Below are 25138 nucleotides of genomic sequence, written 5' to 3' on the forward strand. Positions count from 1 at the left end.
GTCAGGTCGGAAGGTGTTCGTCGGGGGGCCTACCCGCCGGGGCGGTTCCCTTGTGCAGGCGGCTCATCAACAGGGTGGCCTGCGCGACGGACCCGCCGCCGACGCCGAGACTGTCGCGCGCCGCGCGGTAGAAGGCATCCCTCGCCTCGTTCGCACGGTGCAGCAGGTCGGGCAGGTCGTCGCCGGTTGCCGCACCGCGGGCGAGGCGCTCGACCTCCCAGACGGCGTCGCGCCACGCCCGTGCGGCGGCCACCGTCGGCCCGTCTCCGAGCAGCAGGACGTTCTCCCAGGCGATCGTGTGCCGCAGGTCGGCCTCGGCCAGCGCGGCCAGTTCCTGCTCCCGGTCGAGGTAGCCGCCGATCGTCCGGCTGGCGATCGTGTGCGCCTCCTTGAGCACGCGGGCGAATTCGGCGTACGCGTCCAGGCGCCGCTCGTCCCACCGCACCGTCTGGCGTCGACGCCACCGTGACCGGTCGGCGAGGGAGGTGGCGACGATCGTGCCGACGGTGCCGACCAGCACACCGAGCAGGGCCGGCAACTGCACGAGGAGACTCCCCATGGCGCACAGACTGCCAGTCGCCGGCAACCGACCCGCCGGCCGGTCGGGGTGCGGCTGGTGCCTACCCTTGGGCCACCAATGACGAGGGGAATTCATCATGCGTCTTGCGCGCGTACTCGCGCCCGCCGCGGTCGCGGTCGTCCTGCTCGCCGGCTGCGGGGGCGGTAACGACGGCAGTGCGGCGCCCACACCGTCCAGCACCGCACCCGCCAGCAACGGGATCGCGGACCAGACGGCGGAGGAGATCCTGGCCGCAGCGACCGAGGCCCTGAAGAAGGCGGGCTCCTACCAGATCAAGGGTGAGGCGGTGGATGACGGCGACAAGTTGTCCATGGACCTCCGGATCGCCGGTGACGATCTGGCCGGGACGATCGGTATGGGGAAGAGCAGCTTCGAGCTGCTGCTGGTGGGCGGCCAGCCCTACTTCAAGGCGGACGCCACATTCTGGAAGCAGGTCGCCGGGCCGGAGGGCGCCGGAATGGCCAAGCTGATCGGTGACCGGTGGGTCAAGGTCGGCAAGGACGACGACAACTTCAAGGGCCTCTTCGATCTCGCCGACACGCAGAAGATGCTCAAGCCCGACGGCACCGTCGTCAAGGGCGAGGTCAAGGAGATCGACGCCGGGCCGGCCATCGCGCTGGTCGACGATGAGGACAAGGGCACGTTGTACGTGGCGACGACGGGCGAGCCGTACCCGCTGCTCATCGAGGGGTCCGACGGTGACGTGGTGATCAGCGGATTCGGGGAGTCCTTCCCGGAGATCAAGAAGCCGGCCGAGGACGAGGTCCTCGACTTCAGCGAGTTCGCCTCCGGCAGCTGAACGGCACCGTAGTCGGCGCCGACACCGGGTCGGACAAGCGGCGGGGCGGGACCGATGTCGCGCCCCGCCGCGTTTGATGGTCCAGCTCAGGAGGTGTACTTCTCCAGGGCGAGCTCGAGCGCGGCGCTGTCCGGTTGGGCGTACGCCTTCATGGTCTCCTTGTTGTAGGAGATGAAGCCCGGGCAACGGACCGCCGGGGCGTTGATCCGTCCACCGTCGCCGATCTTCTCGCCGGTCTTGGCGGCGTAGAAGGTCAGCGTGTAGCGCGCGGAGACGTAGTCGACGGTGACCTTCTTGCCGGAGCTGTCGTACTCGCACTTGCGCGCCTCACCCTCGCTGCCCACCTCGAAGGCGAGGCAGCCGACGATGGAGACCGAGGCCCAGTCGTTCGTCCGGGCATAGTACGGCTTGTCGAAGCCGACCGACTTGCTCGTCCAGGACTCCTGGCGCTCCGGGGAGTTGGCGAAGGTGTACACCTTGGCGCCCTTCGCGGTGGAGTACGGGGCGGCGTTGAGGATCGGGCTGCCCTCGCACACCGCGGACATGTCGCTGGAGCTGCGGGCGGTGATCGCGTTGTTGTTGTTGGGCTGTTCCGCGGCCGGCGGGGCGGCCGAGGGGGCGCCGCTCTGCCCGGGCGAGGGCCCGCCGCTCTCGGTGGGCGAGCCGGTCGCGCCGGTGGCTACAGACGGTTCGTCGTCGTTGGAGAGCGCGAAGAAGCCGATGACGCCACCGCAGGCGACCAGCACCGCCATGACTGCGGCGCCGATGCCCACGCCGAGCCAGAGCCCGGGCTTCGAGGACTTCTGCGGCGGGGCGCCGTACGGCGGCGGGGGTGGTGGCGCGCCGAAGGCCGACGGGTATCCGGGCTGACCGGACTGGCCGATCGGGGAACCGGGCGGCATCGGCTGACCAACCGGAGAGCCGGGCGGCATGCCCCACGCGGCGTTCGGGTCCGGCTGCCCTCCGTACGGAGGGTAACTGTCACTCATGTGTAACCCTTTGTCGAAGTCGAGAGGTTTCCTGGCACATGATCACGGACAGAGTAGTGAGCCAGGCAAAACAGGGTGGAGACTCCGCCAGCGGTGTTCCGCAGGATGGACACGCTTGGTGACGGAGCCCGCCACGGTAGGCACCGGAGCCGGCGCGGGGCACTCCCCGACACTTCGATGCATCGAAATATTGCGTGATTGTTTCGTCGCATCGTAGGCTGCCGTGGGAGCGCTCCCGGCGATCTCCGTCCGAACTCGTCGGAGCTGCCGTACCCACCACCACGAGCAGATTGCGACGGTCCACATGAAGCATCCCCCGCGCCGCACCCGGCGCCTGTTGGTCACGGCCGGCGCCGTCGGTGCGCTGACCCTCGGCGCGCTGGCATCCCTGCCCACCACCAGCGCGATGGCCGCGACCGGCTGCTCCGTGACCTACACGACGAACAGTTGGTCCGGCGGATTCACCGCGAGCGTGACCATCACCAACCTGGGCGACGCGGTCAGCGGTTGGACGCTCGGATTCTCCTTCCCGGACGGTGGCCAGCGCGTCACCCAGGGCTGGTCGGCGACGTGGAGCCAGAGCGGCAGAGCCGTCACGGCGCAGGACCTGAGCTGGAACGGCTCGCTCGCCACCGGCGCCAGCACCAACATCGGCTTCAACGGCAGCTTCACCGGCGCCAACCCGTCGCCGACCTCGTTCACCCTCAACGGCACGGTCTGCACCGGCTCGACCGGTCCCACCACGCCGCCGCCGAGCACTCCCCCGCCCACGACACCACCTCCCGGCGGGCAGACCCCGGTGGCCATCAACGGGCAGTTGCGGGTCTGCGGGGTCAACCTCTGCAACCAGTACGGCCGGCCGATCCAGCTACGCGGGATGAGCAGCCACGGCATCCAGTGGTTCGGCAACTGCTACAACAGCGCCTCGCTCGACGCGCTGGCCACCGACTGGCGGGCGGACCTGTTCCGCATCGCCATGTACGTGCAGGAGCAGGGCTACGAGACCGACCCGACCGGCTTCACCAACCGGGTCAACAACCTCGTCGAGGAGGCCACCCGGCGCGGCATGTACGCGATGATCGACTTCCACACGCTGACTCCGGGCGATCCGATGCACAACCTGGAGCGGGCCAAGACCTTCTTCGCCACCGTGTCCGCCCGGCACGCGGCGAAGAACAACGTGATCTACGAGATCACCAACGAGCCCAACGGGGTGAGCTGGTCGACCATCAAGAACTACGCCGAGCAGGTCATCCCGGTGATCCGGGCCAACGACCCGGACGCGGTCATCATCGTGGGCACCCGGGCCTGGTCCTCGCTGGGTGTCTCGGAGGGCAGCAACCACACCGAGATCGTCAACAACCCGGTGAACGCCAGCAACATCATGTACGCGTTCCACTTCTACGCCGCGTCGCACCGGGACAACTACCGGGCCGAGGTGGAGCGGGCGGCGGCCCGGCTGCCGCTCTTCGTCACCGAGTTCGGCACGGTGGACTACACCGGTGACGGCGGTGTCGACCTGGCCAGCAGCACCCAGTGGTTGGATCTGCTGGACCGGCTGAAGATCGGCTACGCGAACTGGACCTTCTCCGACAAGGCGGAGGGCAGCGCCGCGCTGCGGCCCGGCACCTGCAACGGCAGCAACTACACCGGCACCTCCGTGCTCACCGCCTCCGGTGCCTTCATGCGGGAACGGATCCGTACCCCGGACAACTTCCCGACCAGCTGAGCCTGGTACCACCACCCGAGGCGGCCCCGGCGCATGCGCCGGGGCCGCCGTCGAAGTGGACCGCCCGGCCACCAGTGGGGAGCCTGGTGGCCGGGCGGCCGGTGCGGGTAGCTCTACCCGACTTCCACGCGAAGCCGTTGCACCGCAACAGCATCGGTCGCCATCTATAATGGATCCCGTCGCGCCGGGAAGCCAGCACCAGCACGATAGCCGGAAGAGATTACGCTGTCACCCGGAGTGTACGGACGATTTTCACTCCGGCACCGGGCCGAGCAGAGTGTCCACGGGCCCGCCCGAGCCCGCCGCATACTCCTGCAGGGGCACCTCGTCCGCCCGCCAGGCGGCCAGCACCGGCTCGACGATGCGCCAGCACTCCTCGGCCACGTCGCCGCGCACCGACAGCGTCGGGTCCGCCTCGAACGCGCCGCGCAGCACCTCGCCGTACGCCGGCAGTTCACCGGGGCCGAAGTCGGCCGTCAGGCGGACCTGGTCCAGGTCGAAGGGGTTGCCGGGGCCGTTGATGTTGAGGTCGAGGGCGAGGCAGTCCGGGCCGAATCCGATCCGCAGCCGGTCGGGACGTTCGTAGCCGGTGAGCCCGTCAGGCACTCGGGCCGCCTGCTTGAAGGTGATGATGGCCTCCTTGCGTACCGCCGACATGGCCTTGCCGGACCGCAACCGGAACGGCACCCCCGCCCAGCGCCAGGTGTCCACGGTGAGCACGACCTCGGCGAGGGTTTCCGTGCGGCGGGCCGGATCCACCCCCGGCTCGTCAATGTAGTTCCGCAGCCGGCGTCCGTCGATCTCGCCGGCCGTGTAGCGTGCCCGCCGACTGGCCACCACCGGGTCGTCGTCCCAGAGCCGGGCGGCCCGCAGCACCTGCGCCGTACGGCCCCGCAGTTCCTGAGCCCTGACGCTCGGCGGCGGCTCCATCGCGAGCAGCGCGAGCACCTGGAGCAGGTGACTCTGCACCATGTCGGTCAGCGCGCCGGCACCGTCGTAGTAGCCGGCCCGACCCTCCAGCCCGAGAGTCTCGTCGAAAACGATGTCCACGCAGGCCACGTGCGCGGAGTTGAGCACCGGTTCGAAGATCCGGTTGGCGAACCGCAGGCCGAGCAGGTTCAGCACCGTCGACTTGCCGAGGAAGTGGTCGATGCGGTGGACCTGTTCCTCCGGCACCAGGGTGGCCAGCAGGTTGTTCAGCGAGTGGGCCGAGATCCGGTCGACGCCGAACGGCTTCTCCAGCATCAGCCGGGTGCCGGGCGGCACGCCGATGCGGGCCAGCGCCGCCGCCGCGCGGGCGGTCACCATCGGCGGCAGCGCGAAGAAGATCACCAGCGGCCCGGCGCAGTCGGCCAGCAGGCGCCGCAGGCCCTCCTCGCTGGTCACGTCGGCGCGAACGTACCGGCTGGCCTTGATGACCTCGGACTCGCCTGCGCCGTCGGCGCCCACGGTGGCGAAGGAGTCGGCCACCCGGCGGCGCCAGCGTTCGTCGTCCCAGTCGTCCATGCCACTGCCGATCAGCCGCAGGCCGGGGAGCGCGCCGCTGGCCAGCAACGCACCGAGTCCGGGCAGCAGCAGCCGCCCGGTCAGATCGCCGCTGGCGCCGAGCACCAGCAACGTCTGCCGTACGGCTGTGGTGGTGACGGATTTCGCGGGGGCGGCTACGGGGGCGCGGGGTACCAGCGTCGTCATGCCTCCACCATGCCCTGCACCGGTCGACGGCCGGGCATGGGCCCCGGCGGCGCGGAGGCCGACCGTGACGGGTCCACCGCGTCCGGCTCGCGCCACGATCTTCGTGTGGCAGGCTGGTCCTACCCCCGCCGGCGCGACGAGCCCGGCGACGCGCCGACCCTGCGAGGAGACGATCGATCCGATGGCTGCGGACGTCACCACCACCGACGAGTGGCAGGCCCTGCGCAAGCACGCCGACGAGATCCGCGCGACGCACCTGCGTGACCTGTTCGCCGGCGACCCCGCCCGGGGCGAGCGGTTCACCGTCGAGGTGGCCGACCTGTACGTCGACTACAGCAAGAACCTGGTCACCGACGAGACCCTCGGCTTGCTGACCGCGCTGGCCGAGCGGGTCGGGCTCACCGAGCGGATCGCCGCGATGTTCGCCGGCGCCCACATCAACGGCACCGAGGACCGGGCCGTGCTGCACACCGCGCTGCGGCTGCCCCGCGACGCCGCGCTGACGGTGGACGGCCAGGACGTGGTGGCCGACGTGCACGCCGTACGGCAGCGGATGGCCGAGTTCGCCGAGCAGGTGCGCGCCGGGCAGTGGCGCGGGCACACCGGCGAGCGGATCCGCACCGTGGTCAACATCGGCATCGGCGGCTCCGACCTGGGGCCGGTGATGGCGTACGAGGCCCTGAAGGCGTACCGCGACGGCGGCATCAGTTGCCGCTTCGTGTCGAACATCGACCCCACCGACATCCACGACACCACTGCGGACCTGGACCCGGCGAGCACCCTGTTCGTGGTGGTGTCCAAGACCTTCTCCACCCAGGAGACCCTGGCCAACGCTCACCAGGCCCGGCGCTGGCTGCTGGCCGGGCTGAACGCCGGCGAGGAGGCGGTGGCCAAGCACTTCGTCGCGGTCAGCACCAACGAGCAACGGGTCAGCGACTTCGGCATCGACCCGGCGAACATGTTCGGCTTCTGGGACTGGGTCGGCGGCCGGTATTCGCTCCCCTCCGCGGTGGGCCTGTCGGTGCTGCTCGCCATCGGGCCGTCCCGCTTCGACGAGATGCTCGCCGGCTACCACGCCGTCGACGAGCACTTCCGCACCGCGCCGCCGGCCCGCAACGCGCCGATGCTGCTCGGGCTGCTCAACATCTGGTACGCCAACTTCCTCGGCGCGCAGACCCACGCGGTGCTGCCGTACTCGCAGTACCTGCACCGGTTCCCCGCGTACCTGCAACAGCTGACCATGGAGAGCAACGGAAAGTCGGTGCGTACCGGCGGGCAGCCGGTGTCGTACGACACCGGGGAGATCTTCTGGGGCGAGCCCGGCACCAACGGTCAGCACGCCTTCTACCAACTGCTGCACCAGGGCACCCGGCTGGTGCCAGCGGACTTCATCGGGTTCAACGAGCCCAACCACGACATCGGTGACATGCACGACCTGTTCATGTCCAACTTTTTCGCCCAGACCGCCGCGCTGGCCTTCGGCCGCACCGCCGACCAGGTCGCGGCGGAGGGCACCCCGGCGGAACTCGTGCCGCACCGGGTGATGCCCGGCAACCACCCCAGCACCACGATCGTCGCCGACCAGCTCACCCCGGCCACCCTCGGTCAGTTGGTCGCCCTATACGAGCACATCGTGCTCACCGAAGGCGCGATCTGGGACATCAACCCGTTCGACCAGTGGGGCGTCGAACTGGGCAAGGTGATGGCCAACCAGCTCGCACCGCTGCTCACCGGTGACCGGGCCGAGATGGCGGACCTCGACTCCTCCACCACCGCCCTGATCCGCCGCTACCGCGCCCAGCGCCGGCGCGACTGACAGGCTGGCGCGCGCCGTCGGCCGGCGGCGCGCGCCGGTGTGCACCTCGTCAGCCGCACCGTCCACGTCGAACGGCCCGATCGGAGTGAACGGCAGGCAACGGCGATCTTCACGTAACTGTCATCCAACCGTGCGGTCGACTCCAAGGTTGGTGCGCAAGGTGGTGGTCGATCGAAACGGCGCGTCTGGTCGCCGGCATCGACGACGAAGGAGACCGACTGTGGTGATGCCGTGGCCCTGGCCCATGCCCGACGACCACTCCTTCCGTGCCATCTGGGACGAGCCGCAGGGCCACGACGAGGACGTCCGCCTCGCCGCGCTGGTCGCGCAGCGGTTGAGCGCCGACTGGACGACCCGCCGGCAGCAGATCACGGTCCTGGTGCAGAACCGCGTGGTGATCCTCACCGGCCTGGTTGCCGCTGCCGAAACCCGGCGAGCCGCCGGTGAGCTGGCCTGGGATATCGAGGGCGTGGTGGACGTCTGCAACGCGCTGCGGCTGGCCGGTCCCCGGCGCGGTCGCCGCTGATCTTCGGCCCGCCCGCGTCACCCGGCACCGGTGCCGCGGGCGGGTCGGACAGCACCCACGGGCGTGCCGAGGCGTGGCTCAGGAGGCGGCGCCGCCGGCGCTCGGGCGGCCGGCTTCCAGCAGGGCGAGCGCGGCGCTCCGGTCGTCGGCGACGCAGAAGACCTCGGCCAGGCGGGTGACCTTGAGGACCTGCCGGATCAGCGGCGAGATCGTCACGACGCACAGACGCCTGCCACGTTCGGCGGCATCGCGGTGGGCGCGGGCGAGCAGCCCGAGGGCGGTGGAGTCGATCAGGTCGGTGCGGCCCAGGTCGACGATCACATGGCCGCCCATGTCGGTGGCGTGCCGCAGCGCCTGCCGAAGGGTGTCACCGGTGTCGAGGTCCACGTCACCGGCGACGGTCACCACGGTGACGTCGCCGACGTGCTCGATGCCGAGGATGCCGCCGGGTTCGCCGCCAGTCGCCGGCCCGAGCCGGGTGCAGTGGGCGCACCGGTGCGGCCCGGCGGCGAGCGGGGAGCCGCTCCAGCCGTGCTCGGAGAGCAACGCCCAGGCCACCTCGCTGTCGGAGGCCACGCGAGGGCCGGCGACGGTGTCACCGCAGCTGTCACAGGTCAGGGTGACCAGGTCATCCTCCAGGACGACGGCCATGGCGTGCTCCTTTCCGCGTCGGACGGTCGGCCACCCACCCTGCACGGGTCAGGTGGCGGGGACCACGCGGACATATGACGATTAGGTGACGAATCGTTGCGCGTGGCCCCGGTTCGGCGCACCCGATCGGGTGGTCGCGCGCGCCGAGCGGGTACGCCGTGGTGGGCCCGCCCATAGCATCGAGGGCAGTGGCCACGACGTGAGGAGTGGGTCGGTGACCGAGCCGGAGGAAGATCGCGAGAAGAGCAGGAAGACCGATCCCGTGCTGTTCTCACCCGACGGCGACCCGCATCACAACCCCGCCCAGGCCCCTCAGCCCGACGAGCATCCGCCGGTGCGGTTCACCCACGACGGCGAGACCGACATCGTCGGCGACGAACGGTAGGGCGCGACCGGTTCAGCCGCGCCGGTCGAGGGCGTCGGCCAGTTCGTCGTCGTAGGTGGCGAGTTCGCGCCCGTCTGCGGCGTAGGCGACCAGCCGTCCGTGGGCCATGGTCGCCGACCGGAACGAGAACGTCCGGACGCCCGGGTAGGCGGCCAGCAGCGGGATGCGGCGTGGCGGGCCGCCGGGGGCGGAGTGGTATTCGAGTCGATCCACCCGGGCGGAGACCACGCCGTTGACCCGTACCTTGGTCTTCTCGGTGCGGGTGTCGAAGGTGACCGGCGCATCGGTGCCGAAGTCGGCGCACTCCACCCGACTGCGACAGACGAAGAAGTAGCGCGGGTTGGCGACCTCTTCCGGCCCGTACGCCTTGAAAGTGGGATCGGCACCGGCGGGCAGCGGCTGCACGGCGAAGAACGCCAGGATGCCGGCGGTCGCGACGCCCGCCCGCAGCCAGGCCCGCCGGAGGGTGACGCGGCAGGCGGGACGGGCGGCGACCGCGACCGCGCCGAAGCCCGCCAGGCACAGCAGACACACGCCGAGCGTGCGGGCGTTCTCGAAGAGGAACTGCACGCCGGGCCGCGTCGACACCGGCCCCAGCACCGCCCCCAGGGACAGCACCATGCTGGTCAGCAGCGCGGCGCCGGCCAGCCGCCGGGTCACGCCCGCCGCACCGATCAGCAGCATCGCGGCCAGCACCGGCCACACCTGGTGATGCGTCCAGGACACCGGAGACGCGGCCACGGTGGCGCAGCCGACGAGCACCGCCGCGTGCCCGGAGCGCCCCTGCCCGGCCAGTTGCCGGGCCCGGAACAGTGCCACCGCACAGACGACGGCCACCAGCGCCGCCCAGACCAGTGGCAGGGCCTCGCCGGGCAGGCCGAGGCGGAGCAGCATCCCGTGCACGGACTGGTTGCCCAGCGACGCCAGGTTGCCGATCCGGGAGGTCTCGGTCATGGTGCCCGCCCAGTAGGTCAGGCTCTCCCCGGGCAGGATCACGAAGGCGAGCGCGCCGCACGCGAGGAAGGTGACCGCCGCGCGGGCGGCGTCGCGGTACCGGCCGCAGACCAGGAAGTAGACCACGAACAGCAACGGGGTGAGCTTGATCGCCGCAGCCACCCCGACCAGCACGCCGCGTACCCGCGACGGTCGGCCCATGCCGTCGAGCAGCGCCACGAGCACCAGGAAGATGCTCACCTGGCCGAAACGCAGGTTGCTCTGCACCGGCGCGGAGAGCATGAGCAGCACCGCCACCGCCGCCACCGCCAACGGCCGGCCAGCACGCCCGGTCTCCAAGGCACGACCGACCGGCACGGCGAGGGCGACCACCGCCGCGCAGGTCGCCGTCAACCAGACCGCTTCGACCACGCCGAGCGCGACGGTGGTGATCGGCCAGAGCACGAGGGCCGCGAACGGCGGATAGGTGAAGGGACCGCCGTTGGCCGCCACGTAACCGTAGAGCGGGCGTCCGGCGCGCAGGTCGGTCAACGCACCGTGATAGATGTGCAGGTCGGACAGGCGGTCCGGACGCCGCAGGACGAGCGCGACCGACACCAGGGCGGCCACCACGAACCCGGCCCACAGCAACACCACCCGACGATCCCGCATGGAACGAGGATAGAAAGTTGTCGTCGTTGCCGCCGCCGGGGATCGCGCGGACCCGTCGACGCCTTGCCGGGCCGACACGCTGCAACGATAATCATCTATGTTCCTGAGCCGGACGAGGTCGGGCGCCGGGCAGCCCTCGATCGGAACATCGGCCTGTCCACTTCCGTTCGGAGGACCTGACTCCATGAAGAAGACGATCAGATTGTGGTGCGCCGCCCTGGCGGCCATCGCCCTGACCGCGCTGATCGCGCTGTCGGTATCGAGCCCGGCGTCCGCCGCGACGCTGACCGAGGTGACCAACTTCGGCAACAACCCCAGCAACCTGCGCATGCACCTCTACGTACCGGACCGGGTCGCACCCCGACCCGGGCTCCTGGTCGTGGTCCACTACTGCACCGGCAGCGGGCCCGCGATGCACACCGGCACACAGTTCGCGTCCCTGGCCGACCAGTACGGCTACATCGTGATCTACCCGTCGGCAACCCGCAGCAGCAAATGCTTCGACGTCTACACCGCCCAGGCCCTGCGGCGGGGCGGTGGCAGCGACCCGGTCGGCATCATGTCGATGGTCGACTACGTCACGGCACGGTACCCCGTCGACCCCGCCCGGATCTTCGCCACCGGCACCTCGTCCGGGGCGATGATGACCAATGTCCTGCTCGGGCTCTATCCGGACGTGTTCGCCGCCGGCGCCGCGTTCGCCGGCGTGCCGTTCGGCTGCTTCGCCACCACCGGCGGTTCCGAGTGGAACAGCGAATGCGCCAACGGGCAGATCATCCGCACCCCGCAACAGTGGGGTGACCTGGTGCGCAACGCGTACCCGGGTTACACCGGTCCGCGACCGCGGATGCAGATCTGGCACGGCACCAACGACGACATCCTGCGTTACCCGAACTTCGGTGAGCAGGTCAAGCAGTGGACCAACCTGCACGGGCTGAGCCAGACCCCCACCTTCACCGACAGCCCGCAGGCCGGCTACACGCGCACGCGCTACGGCAGTGCCGGGGGCAACGCGCCGGTCGAGGCGATCAGCATGCAGGGCGTGACGCACAACCTTCCGGTCGACGCCGCCCAGGCCGTACGCTTCTTCGGCCTCAACGTCACGAACCCGACGCCGACGCCGACGTCGAGCCCGACCCGGCCACCGACCCCCACCCCGACGCCGACGGTGACGCCGACGGTGTCCCCCACCACCCCGCCGCCGAGCCCGACGCTGCCGCCGGGCGCCGGGTGCCAGGTCCGGTACGAGGTCAACGCCTGGAACACCGGGCTGACCGCCTCGGTGACCATCACCAACACCGGCTCCACCGCCGTGAACGGCTGGAGCCTGGCGTTCACCCTGCCCGCCGGGCAGACCATCACCAACGGCTGGAACGCGACGTACTCCCCGACCTCCGGCGCGGTGACCGCGCGCAACGTCTCCTACAACAGCACCATCGCCCCGAAAACCTCCACCACCATCGGTTTCCAGGCAAACCACAGCGGTAACACCGATCGGCCGGCTTCGTTCACCCTCAACGGAATGTTCTGCTCGACCTGAGCCGGGCGCACCTGTCGCCGGGGCCGGCACGGCTGCCCGCTGAGCCGGCCCCGGCCGCTGGAAGCACGCCACCACCGACCCCTACCCGGAGGAACCCGCATGCTGTTCCGGACAACGACCCGACGACCACGCCGCTGGCTGGTCGTCGCCGCCACGCTGGCCATGTTCGGCGCCGCCACCGCGGTCGCCGCGCCGAGCGCGATGGCCGCCACCGTCGACCCGAACGCCACCTACGTCTTCGTCAACCGACACAGCGGCAAGGCGATGGACGTGTGGAACTGGTCCACCGCCGACAACGCCCCGATCAATCAGTACGCCCGCAACGACGCCGCGGTGCAGCAGTGGCGCTTCGTCGACGTCGGCAGCGGCTACTACCAGATCCGCTCGGTGCACAGCGGCAAAGTCCTCGAGCTGCCCAACGCCACCGACGGCGTGCAGCTGGTGCAGAACGCCGCGGCCGGCGGCAACACCCGCCAGCACTTCCGGCTGGCCGACTCCGACGGCGGCCACGTCCGGTTCATCAACCGGCATTCCAACAAGGCGCTGGACGTGTGGAACTGGTCCACCGCCGACGGCGGCATGATCTCCCAGTACCAGGACGTCAACGGCGCCAACCAACAGTGGCGGCTCGTCGCCCTCGGCACCGGCGGCGGCAGCGACTGCGGCAGCGGCGCCTTCCAGGCCGAGGCGGTGCTCAGCGGCGGTACGTGGAGCGCCCGCAACGGCGGCACGACGGTCTACACCGGCGGCGACATGCGCTCCGCCGTACAGGCCGCGGTGAACAGCCTCAGCGCCGGTCGGACCAGCAAACAACGGGTCGTCGTACGCGGATCCGGATCGATCAGCGCCGGCTCCCGCATCTCACTGCCCAGCTACACCACGATCGACGTGTGCGGCACGATCAACGTGACCGGCTCCGGCAGCGGTGACCAGGCGCCGATCTACTCCCGTGGCACCACGCAGATCGAGGTGCAGCACCTCACCGTGACCGGTTCCCCGTTGTACGGCATCTTCCTGCGCAACGTCACCGACGTGGTGCTCGGCCAGATCGACATGCGCCTCTCCAGTGGGCTGGGCGTACGCATCGACAACCGGGGCGACACCAGCCAGTGGACCCGCAACGTCCGCATCGACAACGTGTACGTCTCCGGTGCCAGCTCACACGCGGTGGAGACGTACGGGGTGGACGGGTTGACCGTGGGCACCGTGACCGCGCGCAACGTCGGTGAGTCCGGACTGCTGCTCAACCAGACGATCAACGCCACGGTGACCACGGTCGATGCGGAGAACGCGGGCACCGGCACCGGGTACGCGGCGTTCCGGATCGCCAACCGGGCCGGCCGGATCGGCTCCGGCTACCCGACCAACATCCGGGTGGGCAGCGTACGGGCGCGTGGCGGTGGCCGGGGCATTTTCTGCGTCTCGGAGTCCGGCGGCCTGGCGGTCAACCGGGTCGACATCGCCAACACCGGCAACAACGCCATCCTCCTGGAGAACTGCTACGGCGTGGACATCGCCGCGGGTGGTGGCACGATCAGCGGCGGCGGGGAGGTGCGCCTGGCCGCCCGCGCCGAGTTCCCCGGCAACCGGGATCTGACCCTGCGCAACTTCACGTTGGTCAACAGCCGGATCCTGGAGAACCCCTGCACGACCAACCTGACCATCAGCAACATCGCCTTGAACAACTCGACGATCAGTCGCTGCTGAGCAATCCGGCCCAGCTACGCCGAGCCGGGCCGGCGCGCGAGGCGCCGGCCCGGCCGACTTGTTAAGAAGGGGCCCTTCCTATACACCAGGCGTTAAGAGGGGGCCCTTCCTTTCACTCAGTTGGCGGTGCAGGTGGGGGTGGCGGAGGGGCCGGTGCCGGTGCCCTGGAAGCCGAACTCGGTGCTGGTTCCGGGGTCGACCGTGCCGTTGTAGCTGGCGTTGCGGAACGTCACGTTGCCGCTGCTCCCGCTGGCCTGGGCGCTCCAGGTGTTGGTCACCGTGCTGCCGCCGGGTAGCGCGATGCTCACCGACCAGCCGTTGAGTCTGCTGGAGCCGGCATTGACGCGGACCGTGGCGACGAATCCTTCGTTCCACTGGTTCAGCGACACCGAGGCGGTGCAGCCGGCGCCACCGGGCGGCGGCGTGGTCGGCGGCGCAGTGGTCGGCGGCGGCGCGGTGGTGGGCGGCGGCGGTGCGGTGGTGGGCGGCGGGGTCGTGCCGCCGGCGTTCAGCGCCTCCAGGGTGGAGTTGTACGCCTGCTTCTTGTTGCCGCTGTTGTCGAAGAGCAGCGGGGTGCCACCGGAGCGCCACGAGTCGGAGTCACGGATGCCCCAGACGGTGATGCCGGTGCAGCGGGGCACCGCGAGGCAGTCGGTCACCACGTTGCGGTAGGTGTTGGCCTGCTGCGTGCCGGAACCCTCGATGTCCAGCTCGGTGATCTGCACGTCCACCCCGAGGGCGGCGAAGCTGGACAGCGTGGTGCGGTAGTTGCTCGGGTACGGCGAGTTCGGGTTGAAGTGCGACTGGAGGCCGACGCAGTCGATCGGCACACCCCGCTGCTTGAAGTCCTGCACCATCCGGTAGACGGCCTGGGTCTTGGCGTGGGTCCAGTCGTCGGTGTTGTAGTCGTTGTAGCAGAGCTTTGCGCCCGGGTCGGCGGCACGCGCGGCGCGGAACGCCGCTTCGATCCAGTCGTTGCCGGTGCGCTGCAGGTTCGAGTCGCGCCGCGCGCCGCTGCTGCCGTCGGCGAACGCCTCGTTCACCACGTCCCACGAATGGATCTTGCCGCGGTAGTAGGTCGCCACCCGCGTGACGTGGTTGAGCATCGCGTTGCGCAACGTGGTGCCGGACATGTTCTGCATCCAGCCGGGCTGCTGCGAGTGCCAGGCCAGCGTGTGGCCGCGCACGGACATGCCGCGCGAGATGGCGTGGTTGACGATGCGGTCCGCGTTGGTGAAGTTGAACTGCCCCTGCTGCGGCTCCGTCGCGTCGATCTTCATCTCGTTCTCGGGGGTGACCGAGTTGAATTCGCGATTGAGGATGCCGACGTAGGTGGAGTCGGAGAGTTTGTGCGCCGCCACCGCGGTGCCGAAGTACCGGCCCTTCTCGGCCGCGGAGGCACCCAGGGTGGTCGCCGCGCTGGCGCTGGAGGCCACCGCCACGCCGGTGGCGACGAGGGCGAGTCCGACCACGGCCGAGACCAGCGCGGTACGCGGTCGCGATCGGGTCGCCGGCCGCCCGCTGGCGCGGGCGAAGGCGTTGTTCATGGCATGAGCCTTTCGACGAAGCCGTGCTGATGGGAAGCCGGCCCCGACTACTGCCCAACACGGTGGTTCTCCGTCGCGGCGCGTTCGCCCGGATGCCGCGCCGGCCGGTGCATCAGCCGGCCACCATGAGTAGATCGAGGCTGTTCTATCGGAACAATATCGAAACATGTCCGTAAGCTCAACGTGCCCCGACCGTCTTCTTCGGACCGGCGCGCGCCACCGTTCCGGCCCGACCCGCATTTAAGCACAGCCAGGGGCCCGGACGGTCGGGATCGCGGGGACCGAAAGTTTCGGTGCTGCCGGTCGCCCGATCGGCCGACCGGGCGGCCGACCGGCCGGGCGAAAAGCGGCCAGCCGAGGCGTTGTCAGCCGGGGACCGGGACGGCACCGGGCCGTGCCGCCGCGACCGGCTCCCCGAGCAGGGCGGCCAACCAGCGCAGCTGACGCCGGACGTGGGTCGCATCCCCATGCTCATGGCCGTTGAACGGGTACACGTGCATGCTCCGCTCCGGCACCGGCCCTCCGCTGGCGGCGCCGTACTGGTTGTAGGCGGCGAACCCGGTGCTGGGCGGACAGACGTGGTCGCGCAGCCCGATGCCGAAGTGCGCCGGAGCGGTGGCCCGCCGGGCGAAGCTGACCCCGTCGACGTAGGAGAGCGTGTTGCGCACCGCCGCCTCGGCGTCGCGGTTGACCGAAAGGTAGTTGACGATCTCGCCGTACGGGCCGACGTCGGTGATCTCGATCGCCCGCTGGACGTGGCAGAGGAACGGCGCGGTGGCGAGCACGGCGGCGACGTCCGGTACGAGCCCGGCGACCGCGAGCGCCAGCCCACCGCCCTGGCTGTTGCCCGCGACGACCACCCGCCCCGCGTCGACGCCTGGCAGGGCGCGGGCCGCCTGGACCGCCCGCACCGCGTCGGTGATGAGCCGGCGGTAGTAGTAGCCGGCCGGCGACAGGATCCCCCAGGTCACCGGTGAGTGCCCGCCCGGCGCGCTGCCGTGCGGGTCGGGCGTGTCACCGACGCCGTACTGCCCCGACTGCCCCCGGGCATCGACCAGCAGGCGTGCGTACCCGGCGACCGGCCAGGTCAGCCGCTCGTGCGGCAGTCCCCGGCCGCGCCCGTAGCCGACGTACTCGACGATCACCGGCAACGTGCCGCCCACGGCGGCCGGTCGGGTGTACCAGGCCCGGACCGGATCACCGGCAAAGCCCGCGAAAGTGACGTCCCAGGTGTCCAGCAGGCGCAGGTCGGTCGGCTCGGGGCGGACGTCGAGCAGCACCGGCAACGCCGCCGTCGCGTCCAGGGTGGCCCGCCAGAACGCGTCGAAGTCGGCGGGCTCGGTCACCGTGGGCGCGTAGTCGCGCAGTTGGTCGAGGGGCAGGTCGAACATGGGCATGGCTCCTCGCAGGTGATCCTCTAAGGCCGCCGTGGCGGCGCGGTGCTTTCGCGTACCACCAGCTCGGCGACCAGGTCGATCCGGCTGGTCGGCAGGGCCACCCCGCGCGCGAGGTCGAGCAGCATCTGGGTGGCGGTGCCGGCCATGTCGCGCAACGGCTGGTTGACCGTGGTCAGCGCGGGGCCGATCCAGGCCGAGACCGGCAGGTTGTCGTACCCGACCACGGACAGGTCGGCCGGGACGTCGAGGCCGAGCTGCCGGGCCGCCCGCAGCACCCCCATCGCCTGCAGGTCCGAGCCGGCGAAGATCGCCGTAGGTCGGTCGGGCCCGCTCAGCAACTCGATGCCCTGCCGGTAGCCGGCGTCGAGGTGGAAGGTCCCGGAGCGGACCAGGCAGGGATCGACGGGCACCCCGAACTCCTCGTGCGCGCAGCGGAAGCCCGCCGTGCGCGCCCGGGCGCACAGCACGCCCTGCGGACCGGAGATGATCGCGATCCGACGGTGCCCGAGCTCCAGCAGGTGGCGGGTGGCGAGCAGGCCGCCGTTCCAGTTGTTCGAGCCCACGGTGGGCACCGAGGCCGCACTGGCGCTGTCGGTGTCGATCACGACCACCGGGATCGCCTGGCGCCGCAACCGCTGCCGCTGCTGGCCGGTCAAGTTGCACATGACCAGCACGACGCCGAGCGGACGCCGGGCGATCACCGTGTCGAGCCACGACGGTGGCGGTCGGTGCGCGCCGTCCAGCTGCGTCAGCACCACGTTGAGCTGCTCGGCGGCGGTGATCGCTTCGACACCGCGGATGATTTCCAGTGCCCAGTCGGAGCCGAACTCGTGGAACACCAGGTCTATCTGCCCCACACCGGCGGCACGGCGGGCGCGGCGGCGGTAGCGGTGCCGCTCCAGACTGGCCTCGACGCGGGCCCTGGTGCCCGCCGCGACGTCCGATCGTCCGTTGAGGACCTTGGAGACCGTCGCCGACGACACGCCGACCTCCCGCGCGATCGTCGCGATCGTCGCGGAGCCGAGCGCCGTCGGTGGACGGTGTACGGTCATCGGAATCCCTGCAACCGGTCGGCGAAATTTTCGGGGAACTGTAACACGCAGGAAGCCGTCAGTGGTGACATCAGTCGATGGTATGGCGGCGACGGCTGAGCGACAGGCAATCGCTTACCAGCACGGCACCCCCCGTGTGGACAGTGCCTTTCCAACCCTTGACACGGCCTTCTCAGCGCCCTTAGGTTCCCGGACACGGGCGTCGAAGTGGTTTCCGAAATTTTCGATAACCGCCGTGCCGCACGGCGGCTGGCACGGCCGCCGGGGCGACCTCGCGAGCGCGGCCGGAGGGGTTCGGCATGACAAGTCAGCTTCCCGTCGACGATCGACCGGCGGCACCGGACGCCGATCGATGGCGCGACCCGACGCTGCGGCCCGACGAGCGGGCCGACGCGCTCATCCCGCTGATGTCGCTTGAGGAAAAGGTCGCTCAGCTGGTCGGCCTCTGGGTCGGCGCCGACGAGTCCGGTGAGGGCGTCGCTCCCCATCAGAACGACATGGTCGAGCACACCCCACCGTGGTCGGAGGCGATCCGGCACGGGCTGGGACAGCTGACCCGGCCGTTCGGGACCCGGCCGGTCGATCCGGTCCTCGGCGCCCGGTCCCTGGCCGCCTCCCAGGCGCAGATCGTGGCGGCCAGCCGATTCGGCATACCGGCGCAGGTCCACGAGGAGTGCCTCACCGGCTTTGCCGCCTGGCGTGCCACGGTCTACCCCGCGCCGCTGTGCTGGGGCGCGGCGTTCGATCCCGACCTGGTGGAGGAGATGGCCGGCCGGATCGGCCGCTCCATGCGGGCCGTCGGTGTCCACCAGGGACTGGCTCCGGTGCTGGACGTGACCCGCGACTACCGGTGGGGGCGGACCGAGGAGACGATCGGCGAGGATCCCCACCTGGTCGGCACCATCGGCGCGGCGTACGTGCGCGGGCTGGAACGGGCCGGCGTGGTGGCCACGCTCAAGCACTTCGCCGGCTACTCGGCCTCCCGGGGCGGACGAAACCTGGCCCCGGTGCCGATGGGAGACCGGGAACTCGCCGACGTGATCCTGCCACCGTTCGAGATGGCCCTGCGGCTGGGCGGTGCGCGGTCGGTCATGCACTCCTACGCCGAGATCGACGGAGTGCCGGTGGCTGCCGACGAACACCTGCTGACCCGGGTGCTGCGCGAGCGGTGGGGATTCACCGGGACGCTGGTCGCCGACTACTTCGCCGTCCGGTTCCTCCAGACCCTGCACGGCGTCGCCGCCGACGCCGGCGAGGCCGCCGGCCTGGCGCTGCGTGCCGGCATCGACGTGGAGCTGCCGACGGTCGACGCCTACGGCGCACCGCTGGTGGCCGCGGTGCGCACCGGCGCGGTCGACGAGGCGCTGATCGACCGGGCCCTGCGCCGGGTGCTGATCCAGAAAATCGAACTGGGGCTGCTCGACGACGGGTGGCGGGCGCTCCCCACCGACCTCGACGAGCTGCGCCTGGACGACGACGCCGACCGGGAGGTGGCGCTGCGGCTGGCCCGCCAGTCCGTGGTCCTGCTGCGCAACCGCGACGGGCTGCTGCCGCTCGCCGCCGACCAGCACGTCGCGCTGGTCGGCCCGGTCGCGGACGACCCGATGGCGATGCTCGGCTGCTACTCGTTCCCGCTGCATGTCGGGGTGCACCATCCGGAGTACGGCACCGGTCTGGAGATCCCGTCGCTGCGCGCGGCGCTGCACCGACGGCATCCGCGACTCACCCACGTGCCCGGCACCACCATCACCGGGGACGACACCACCGGCATCGCCGCCGCCGTCGAGGCCGCGACCGCCGCCGACGTGTGCGTGCTCGCCGTGGGCGACCGGGCAGGCATGTTCGGCCGGGGCACCTCCGGCGAGGGCTGCGACGCGGTCGACCTCCAGTTGCCCGGAGTGCAGGCCGAGCTGGTGCGCGCGGTGCTCGCCACCGGGACCCCGGTGGTGCTCGTGGTGCTTTCCGGCCGCCCGTACGCGCTCGGCGCCGAGGTGGACGACGCGGGCGCCATCGTCCAGGCATTCTTTCCCGGTCAGCTCGGCGGCCAGGCGTTGGCCGACGTGCTCACCGGCGAGGTCGCCCCATCCGGACGGCTGCCGGTCAGCGTGCCCCGGCACGCCGGTGGCCTGCCCGGCACGTATCTCACCCCGCCCCTGGGCCGCCGCACCCAGGTGTCGTCGGTGGATCCGACGCCTGCCTTCCCGTTCGGCCACGGCCTCGGCTACACCACCTTCGACTGGTCCGAGGCACGGGTGATCGGGGATCCGGCCGGCGACACCGGCGGACCGGTCGGCTGGCCGGTCGACGGAGAGGTCACGGTCGGCATCACGGTCCGCAACACCGGTTCGCGGGCCGGTGCCGACGTGGTGCAGCTCTACCTGCACGACCCGGTGGCGCAGACCACGCGACCGGTGGTCCGCCTGATCGGTTACGCGCGGGTGCCGCTGGAGCCGGGTGCGGCGGCCCGGGTCACCTTCGGGGTCCCCGCCGACCTCACCTCGTTCACCGGCGTACGCGGCCGGCGCATCGTCGAGCCCGGTGACGTACAGCTGCTCCTCGGCCGGTCCAGTGGCGACATCGTCGAGCGCCTCGCGCTACGGCTGGTGGGCGACGAACGCGAGACCGGTCACCACCGGCAGCTCGTACCCACGGTGACCGTCGAGCCGGTCCCGGAGCAACGACGATGAGCAGCCCGACCGTCCTGGCCTCGCCCGCGCCGGCCACGGGACCGGCCACCCCACCTCCCGCGGCGCCCCGGGCCGCCCGCCGCACCTGGCGCCGGGCGCTGCGGCGCGACTGGCAGCTCTACTCGCTGGCAATCCTGCCGCTGCTGTTCTTCCTGATCTTCCGGTACCTGCCGATGATCGGCAACGTGATCGCCTTCCGGCGGTTCCAGCCCGGCGGCAGCATCTTCGGCGAGTACTGGGTGGGACTGCGGTACTTCAAGATGTTCCTCACCGACCCCACGTTCTGGAACGTCTTCACCAACACCCTGGTGCTCGGCGGGCTGACCCTGCTGTTCTGTTTCCCGCTCCCGATCGTGCTGGCGCTGCTGCTCAACGAGGTGCGGGCCCGCAGGCTCAAGCGTTTCGTGCAGTCCGTGTCGTACCTGCCGCACTTCCTGTCCATCGTGATCGTGGCCGCCATCGTCATGCAGTTGCTGTCCATGGACGGCACCGTGAACCAGTTCGTCCGGGCGGTCGGTGGCGAGGAGACCGCGTTCCTGCAACGGCCCGAGTGGTTCCGCACCATCTACGTCTCCTCCGAGGTGTGGCAGACGGTGGGCTGGGGGACGATCCTCTACCTGGCGGCGCTCACCACCATCGACGACGACCTGTACGAGGCGGCCCGGATCGACGGCGCCAACCGGTGGCGGCAGACCTGGCACGTCACCCTGCCGGGGATCCGTCCGACCATGGTGACGCTGCTGATCCTCAACATCGGCACCTTCATGGCGGTCGGGTTCGAGAAGATCCTGCTGTTGTACAACCCGCTGACCTATCCGACCGCCGACGTCATCTCCACCTATCTGTTCCGGGTGGGCTTCACGTCCAGCAACTTCAGCTACGCCGCGGCGATCGGCCTGTTCGAGGCGGTGATCGGGTTGGTCCTGGTGCTGTCGGCCAATCTGATCGCCCGTCGCACGGTGGGGACGAGCCTGTGGTGACCGTCGAGGCCGTCGAGCGGGCCACCGAGGTCGAGCCACGGCCCCGTCGGCGCCCGGGCATCCGGCAGACCCGCGGCTACCGGGTGTTCCAGGTGGTCAACGCGATCATCCTGACCCTCGTGGTGGTGGTGACGCTCTACCCGTTCGTCAACATCGTGGCCCGCTCGATGAGCCACGAGGCGTACATCATCGCCGGGCAGGTGAACCTGGTGCCGCGTGGGTTCACCCTCGACACGTACCAGTTGGTGATGTCCGACCCGCTGTTCTGGACGAACTACCGCAACACGGTGTTCTACACGGTCACCGCGACGCTCATCTCGATCGTGATGACCACCTGCTACGCGTACGTGCTGTCGAAGAAGCACCTCAAGGGGCGCAGCGCCCTGGTGGGCATCGCGGTGTTCACCATGTTCTTCTCCGGCGGCCTGATCCCCAACTACGTCCTGGTCACCAGCCTGGGCCTGAAGAACAGCGTCTGGGCGATCGCGCTGCCCAACGCCATCAACGTGTTCAACCTGCTGGTGATGAAGGCGTTCTTCGAGAGCCTGCCGGTCGAGTTGGAGGAGGCCGCCGCCGTCGACGGGCTCAACACGTACGGCATCCTGTTGCGGATCGTGCTGCCGCTGTCGAAGGCCATCGTCGCCACGATGGTGCTCTTCTATGCGGTGGCCTTCTGGAACTCCTGGTTCGCGGCTTTCCTCTACATGGACCGACAGGAGCTGTGGCCGGTCACCATCTACCTGCGCAACCTGATCGCCGGCGCCACCGGCGCGGAGAACATCGGGGCCATCGCCGAGGCGGACGAGGTACAGGCCGAGGCGACGCTCAAGTCCGTGACCATCGTGCTCACCACCCTTCCCATCCTGCTGGTCTATCCCTTCGTCCAGCGGTACTTCGTCCGGGGCATCATGCTCGGCGCGGTGAAGGGCTGAGACCGGCGTACCCACCCTCCCACCACCGCAGTTGAAAGGATTCGCCATGTTCCGCAGATCGTGGCGTCACGCAGCGGCAGCCACGGCCGCGTTGTTCGCCCTCACCAGCGTCACCGCCTGTGGCGACGACCCGTCCGGCACCGAGAACCGGGCCGGCGCGATGGAGAACTACGCAGTCGGTACGCAGTTCAAGGCCACCGAACCGGTTTCCTTCTCCATCCTCTACAACAACCACCCGAACTACCCCCTCAGTGAGGACTGGCTGTTCTGGTCGGAGCTGAAGTCCCGGACGAACGTCAGCCTCGAGAAGGTCGCGGTGCCGCTGAGCGACTACAACCAGAAGCGCAGCCTGCTCATCGGGGCCGGCGACGCTCCGCTGCTCATCCCGAAGACGTATCCGCCGGACGTGCACGCGTACGTCTCCTCCGGGGCGATCCTGCCGGTCAGCGACTATCTCGACCTGATGCCGAACTTCAAGGACAAGATCGAGAAGTGGAGCCTGCAGCCTGAGCTGGACACGCTTCGCCAGGCGGACGGCAAGTTCTACCTCCTGCCCGGCGTGCACGAGAAGCCCTGGCACGAGTACTCGCTGGTGGTCCGCACCGACATCCTCGACGAGCTGAACCTGGAGGTCCCGAAGACCTGGGACGACGTCTACACCATGCTCAAGGCGATGAAGGCGAAGTACCCGAACATCTACCCGTTCTCCGACCGGTACAGCCAGCCCAACCCGGCGGGTAACCTGCTGAACCTGCTGGCCGTGTCGTACGGCTTGGAGGGCGCGGGTTGGAACTTCCAGCACATGAGCTGGAACGCTCAGGCGCAGAAGTTCGAGTACACCGGCGCCACCGAGCAGTACAAGCAGATGTTGCAGTACCTCAACAAGCTGGTCGCCGAGAAGCTGCTCGACCCGGAGAGCTTCACCCAGACCGACGACCTCGCCCGGCAGAAACTCGCCAACAGCAAGTCCTTCGTGATCAGCGGCAATGCCCAGGCACTGGTGAACGACTACCGGCCCGACCTGGCGGCGACCAACCCGAAGGCCAAGGTCACGAAGATTCCGCTGCCGATCGGCCCGGCCGGTGAGATCAACCCGACCAGTCGACTGGAGAACGGCATGATGATCTCCTCGAAGGCCCGGGAGAGCAAGAACTTCGTGGCCATGATGCAGTTCGTCGACTGGCTGTGGTATTCCGACGAGGGCCAGGAGTTCGCCAGGTGGGGCGTGGAGGGCACCACCTTCGTCAAGGACGCTGCCGGCAAGCACAGCCTCGCCAAGGACGTCGACATGATCGGCCTCAACCCGGGGGCGCCCAAGCACCTCCAGAAGGACTTCGGCTTCGCCAACGGGGTGTTCGCCTACGGCGGCAAGCCCGAGCTGGTGCAGGCGTTCTTCTCCGAAGAGGAGCAGGAGTTCCAGGCCGTCATGAACGCCCGGACGCCGAAGTCGCCGCCGCCGCCCTACCCGCTCAGCGACGAGGAGCGGGAGCAGGTGTCGCTCTGGGAGACCCCGCTGAAGGACCACGTGTACCAGGCCACCCTCCAGTTCGTCCTCGGGCAGCGTGACTTCGCCCAGTGGGACGCCTACGTGGCGGAGTTGAAGAGCAAGAACATGGACGCCTACCTGGAGACGGTCAACAAGGCGTACGAGCGCTACCGCGACAAGCACAACTGATGCCTGGCCGGTCCGGTCGTGTCGGCGCGACCGGACCGGCTGCCACCTTAGACAAAGCCCGCCCGAAGCGATGAGGACACCGATGCGCACACGGGAGTTCGGCGCGGGTCCGCTGTCCCGCGTCGCCGCCCTGATCTACACGCTGCTCGTGGTCGAGCTGCTGCTGGTGCTCTGCGCGGCACCCGGCCTGGTGGCGCTCTTCGCGTTGGAACGACACGCGAGCAACCTGCCACTGGTCGCCGCCTGCGCGGTGCCGCTCGGCCCGGCGTTCTCCGCCGCGCTGTACACGCTGCACCACCAGCGTCTCGACCTGACCGAGCTGCGCCCGTCGCGGCTGTTCTGGCGCGGGTACCGGGCCAACCTGGCCGGTTCGCTGCTGGTCTGGGTGCCGGCGCTGCTGTGGCTGACCGTCATCGCGATCAACCTGGTCAACCTGTCGGCGGCCGGGGTACCCCGCTGGTGGGCGGTGCTGCTGGTGCTGGTCGGCGCGGGGGTGGCCGTGGTCGGGGTCAACGCGCTGGTGATCACCTCGCTGTTCGTGTTCCGGCTGCGCGACGTCGTGCGGCTGGCCGGGTACTTCGTGCTGCGTGCGCCGCAGGTGACGGTCGGCACCGCGTTGCTGCTGGTCGCGGCGACGGTGCTCACGCTGGTCGCGTCGGAGGCGGCGCTCGCTGCGCTCGGTTCGGTGCTGGCGCTGGCGCTGGTCCGCGGCGGCCAGCCGATGATCACCACCATCCGACAGGAGTTCACCCGTCTTGAATGAGATACCCGACCGCTGTTGCGGAGCGGCGCGCCGATCTGCCCGGCGGCCGTGGCGTCGTCCCACATGCCGCCGACCGCGCCTCGGCG

The 25138-nt window shown here is 70.0% G+C and carries 20 protein-coding genes; 12 read left to right on the forward strand and 8 right to left on the reverse strand.

Going from position 1 to position 25138, the window contains the following annotated elements:
* Window position 1 precedes the first annotated feature (1 nt).
* A complete protein-coding gene (locus Vqi01_RS01565) occupies window positions 2-559 on the reverse strand; it encodes a hypothetical protein (RefSeq protein WP_204032250.1) in 558 nt (185 codons plus the stop codon).
* A gap of 97 nt (window positions 560-656) precedes the next feature.
* Here Vqi01_RS01565 and Vqi01_RS01570 point away from each other — a divergent pair, with 97 nt between their 5' ends.
* A complete protein-coding gene (locus Vqi01_RS01570) occupies window positions 657-1379 on the forward strand; it encodes a hypothetical protein (RefSeq protein WP_204032252.1) in 723 nt (240 codons plus the stop codon).
* Window positions 1380-1465: 86 nt separating this feature from the next.
* Here Vqi01_RS01570 and Vqi01_RS01575 read toward each other — a convergent pair whose 3' ends face one another.
* A complete protein-coding gene (locus tag Vqi01_RS01575; protein ID WP_204032253.1) occupies window positions 1466-2368 on the reverse strand; it encodes a hypothetical protein in 903 nt (300 codons plus the stop codon).
* Window positions 2369-2672: 304 nt separating this feature from the next.
* Here Vqi01_RS01575 and Vqi01_RS01580 point away from each other — a divergent pair, with 304 nt between their 5' ends.
* Window positions 2673-4097: a cellulase family glycosylhydrolase gene (locus tag Vqi01_RS01580; protein WP_204032255.1), complete on the forward strand. Its 1425-nt coding sequence runs from the start codon at window positions 2673-2675 to the stop codon at window positions 4095-4097.
* Between the two features lie 252 nt (window positions 4098-4349).
* On the opposite strand, the gene Vqi01_RS01585 is transcribed toward Vqi01_RS01580, so the two are convergent.
* On the reverse strand, window positions 4350-5789 hold the full coding sequence (locus Vqi01_RS01585; protein ID WP_204032257.1) for a glucose-6-phosphate dehydrogenase: 1440 nt from the start codon (window positions 5787-5789) through the stop codon (window positions 4350-4352).
* A gap of 181 nt (window positions 5790-5970) precedes the next feature.
* Between Vqi01_RS01585 and pgi the strand changes: the two genes are divergently transcribed.
* Entirely contained in the window at window positions 5971-7605 is a 1635-nt protein-coding gene (gene pgi, locus Vqi01_RS01590) for a glucose-6-phosphate isomerase (protein WP_204032259.1), read from the forward strand.
* Window positions 7606-7831: 226 nt separating this feature from the next.
* On the forward strand, window positions 7832-8131 hold the full coding sequence (locus tag Vqi01_RS01595) for a BON domain-containing protein (protein WP_204032395.1): 300 nt from the start codon (window positions 7832-7834) through the stop codon (window positions 8129-8131).
* A gap of 78 nt (window positions 8132-8209) precedes the next feature.
* Here Vqi01_RS01595 and Vqi01_RS01600 read toward each other — a convergent pair whose 3' ends face one another.
* Complete coding sequence (locus Vqi01_RS01600; protein WP_204032261.1) at window positions 8210-8782, reverse strand: STAS domain-containing protein; 573 nt, start codon at window positions 8780-8782, stop codon at window positions 8210-8212.
* A 214-nt stretch (window positions 8783-8996) separates the two neighbouring features.
* Here Vqi01_RS01600 and Vqi01_RS01605 point away from each other — a divergent pair, with 214 nt between their 5' ends.
* Window positions 8997-9167 carry a hypothetical protein gene (locus Vqi01_RS01605; RefSeq protein WP_204032262.1) on the forward strand — a complete coding sequence of 57 codons (171 nt, stop codon included), beginning with the start codon at window positions 8997-8999 and terminating at the stop codon, window positions 9165-9167.
* A gap of 12 nt (window positions 9168-9179) precedes the next feature.
* Here Vqi01_RS01605 and Vqi01_RS01610 read toward each other — a convergent pair whose 3' ends face one another.
* Window positions 9180-10772: a glycosyltransferase 87 family protein gene (locus Vqi01_RS01610; protein ID WP_204032264.1), complete on the reverse strand. Its 1593-nt coding sequence runs from the start codon at window positions 10770-10772 to the stop codon at window positions 9180-9182.
* Between the two features lie 184 nt (window positions 10773-10956).
* Between Vqi01_RS01610 and Vqi01_RS01615 the strand changes: the two genes are divergently transcribed.
* Window positions 10957-12312, forward strand: a complete 1356-nt coding sequence (locus Vqi01_RS01615) for an extracellular catalytic domain type 1 short-chain-length polyhydroxyalkanoate depolymerase (RefSeq protein ID WP_204032265.1) — start codon at window positions 10957-10959, stop codon at window positions 12310-12312.
* A 99-nt stretch (window positions 12313-12411) separates the two neighbouring features.
* Window positions 12412-14019, forward strand: a complete 1608-nt coding sequence (locus Vqi01_RS01620) for an RICIN domain-containing protein (protein WP_204032267.1) — start codon at window positions 12412-12414, stop codon at window positions 14017-14019.
* A gap of 116 nt (window positions 14020-14135) precedes the next feature.
* On the opposite strand, the gene Vqi01_RS01625 is transcribed toward Vqi01_RS01620, so the two are convergent.
* The 3 genes from Vqi01_RS01625 to Vqi01_RS01635 form a co-directional block, all read right to left on the reverse strand.
* Complete coding sequence (locus tag Vqi01_RS01625; RefSeq protein ID WP_204032269.1) at window positions 14136-15566, reverse strand: glycoside hydrolase family 10 protein; 1431 nt, start codon at window positions 15564-15566, stop codon at window positions 14136-14138.
* A gap of 365 nt (window positions 15567-15931) precedes the next feature.
* A complete protein-coding gene (locus Vqi01_RS01630; protein ID WP_204032271.1) occupies window positions 15932-16963 on the reverse strand; it encodes an acetylxylan esterase in 1032 nt (343 codons plus the stop codon).
* Between the two features lie 20 nt (window positions 16964-16983).
* On the reverse strand, window positions 16984-18015 hold the full coding sequence (locus tag Vqi01_RS01635; RefSeq protein WP_204032273.1) for a LacI family DNA-binding transcriptional regulator: 1032 nt from the start codon (window positions 18013-18015) through the stop codon (window positions 16984-16986).
* Window positions 18016-18314: 299 nt separating this feature from the next.
* Between Vqi01_RS01635 and Vqi01_RS01640 the strand changes: the two genes are divergently transcribed.
* From Vqi01_RS01640 to Vqi01_RS01660, 5 genes are all read left to right on the forward strand, one after another.
* Window positions 18315-20702: a beta-xylosidase/alpha-l-arabinosidase gene (locus tag Vqi01_RS01640; protein ID WP_204032274.1), complete on the forward strand. Its 2388-nt coding sequence runs from the start codon at window positions 18315-18317 to the stop codon at window positions 20700-20702.
* Window positions 20699-21682, forward strand: a complete 984-nt coding sequence (locus Vqi01_RS01645; RefSeq protein WP_239098106.1) for an ABC transporter permease — start codon at window positions 20699-20701, stop codon at window positions 21680-21682. Before Vqi01_RS01640 ends, Vqi01_RS01645 begins: the two co-directional genes overlap by 4 nt.
* On the forward strand, window positions 21679-22614 hold the full coding sequence (locus Vqi01_RS01650) for a carbohydrate ABC transporter permease (protein WP_239098107.1): 936 nt from the start codon (window positions 21679-21681) through the stop codon (window positions 22612-22614). Before Vqi01_RS01645 ends, Vqi01_RS01650 begins: the two co-directional genes overlap by 4 nt.
* A 46-nt stretch (window positions 22615-22660) precedes the next feature.
* A complete protein-coding gene (locus Vqi01_RS01655) occupies window positions 22661-24289 on the forward strand; it encodes an ABC transporter substrate-binding protein (protein WP_204032278.1) in 1629 nt (542 codons plus the stop codon).
* Window positions 24290-24371: 82 nt separating this feature from the next.
* Window positions 24372-25052, forward strand: a complete 681-nt coding sequence (locus tag Vqi01_RS01660) for a YesL family protein (protein WP_239098108.1) — start codon at window positions 24372-24374, stop codon at window positions 25050-25052.
* The last annotated feature ends 86 nt before the right edge of the window (window positions 25053-25138 follow it).

The organism is Micromonospora qiuiae (assembly GCF_016863555.1).
In the GTDB taxonomy this organism is placed as follows: Bacteria; Actinomycetota; Actinomycetes; order Mycobacteriales; family Micromonosporaceae; genus Micromonospora; species Micromonospora qiuiae.

Excerpts from the sequence above, each read along its gene's own strand:
- Vqi01_RS01580 (WP_204032255.1), top strand. The coding sequence starts at position 2,673 with ATGAAGCATCCCCCGCGCCGCACCCGGCGCCTGTTGGTCACGGCCGGC.
- Vqi01_RS01625 (WP_204032269.1), bottom strand. The coding sequence starts at position 15,566 with ATGAACAACGCCTTCGCCCGCGCCAGCGGGCGGCCGGCGACCCGATCG.
- Vqi01_RS01620 (WP_204032267.1), top strand. The coding sequence starts at position 12,412 with ATGCTGTTCCGGACAACGACCCGACGACCACGCCGCTGGCTGGTCGTC.
- Vqi01_RS01600 (WP_204032261.1), bottom strand. The coding sequence starts at position 8,782 with ATGGCCGTCGTCCTGGAGGATGACCTGGTCACCCTGACCTGTGACAGC.
- Vqi01_RS01640 (WP_204032274.1), top strand. The coding sequence starts at position 18,315 with ATGACAAGTCAGCTTCCCGTCGACGATCGACCGGCGGCACCGGACGCC.
- Vqi01_RS01585 (WP_204032257.1), bottom strand. The coding sequence starts at position 5,789 with ATGACGACGCTGGTACCCCGCGCCCCCGTAGCCGCCCCCGCGAAATCC.
- Vqi01_RS01595 (WP_204032395.1), top strand. The coding sequence starts at position 7,832 with ATGCCGTGGCCCTGGCCCATGCCCGACGACCACTCCTTCCGTGCCATC.
- Vqi01_RS01635 (WP_204032273.1), bottom strand. The coding sequence starts at position 18,015 with ATGACCGTACACCGTCCACCGACGGCGCTCGGCTCCGCGACGATCGCG.
- Vqi01_RS01655 (WP_204032278.1), top strand. The coding sequence starts at position 22,661 with ATGTTCCGCAGATCGTGGCGTCACGCAGCGGCAGCCACGGCCGCGTTG.
- Vqi01_RS01615 (WP_204032265.1), top strand. The coding sequence starts at position 10,957 with ATGAAGAAGACGATCAGATTGTGGTGCGCCGCCCTGGCGGCCATCGCC.
- Vqi01_RS01660 (WP_239098108.1), top strand. The coding sequence starts at position 24,372 with ATGCGCACACGGGAGTTCGGCGCGGGTCCGCTGTCCCGCGTCGCCGCC.
- Vqi01_RS01570 (WP_204032252.1), top strand. The coding sequence starts at position 657 with ATGCGTCTTGCGCGCGTACTCGCGCCCGCCGCGGTCGCGGTCGTCCTG.
- pgi (WP_204032259.1), top strand. The coding sequence starts at position 5,971 with ATGGCTGCGGACGTCACCACCACCGACGAGTGGCAGGCCCTGCGCAAG.
- Vqi01_RS01575 (WP_204032253.1), bottom strand. The coding sequence starts at position 2,368 with ATGAGTGACAGTTACCCTCCGTACGGAGGGCAGCCGGACCCGAACGCC.
- Vqi01_RS01645 (WP_239098106.1), top strand. The coding sequence starts at position 20,699 with ATGAGCAGCCCGACCGTCCTGGCCTCGCCCGCGCCGGCCACGGGACCG.
- Vqi01_RS01610 (WP_204032264.1), bottom strand. The coding sequence starts at position 10,772 with ATGCGGGATCGTCGGGTGGTGTTGCTGTGGGCCGGGTTCGTGGTGGCC.
- Vqi01_RS01630 (WP_204032271.1), bottom strand. The coding sequence starts at position 16,963 with ATGCCCATGTTCGACCTGCCCCTCGACCAACTGCGCGACTACGCGCCC.
- Vqi01_RS01565 (WP_204032250.1), bottom strand. The coding sequence starts at position 559 with ATGGGGAGTCTCCTCGTGCAGTTGCCGGCCCTGCTCGGTGTGCTGGTC.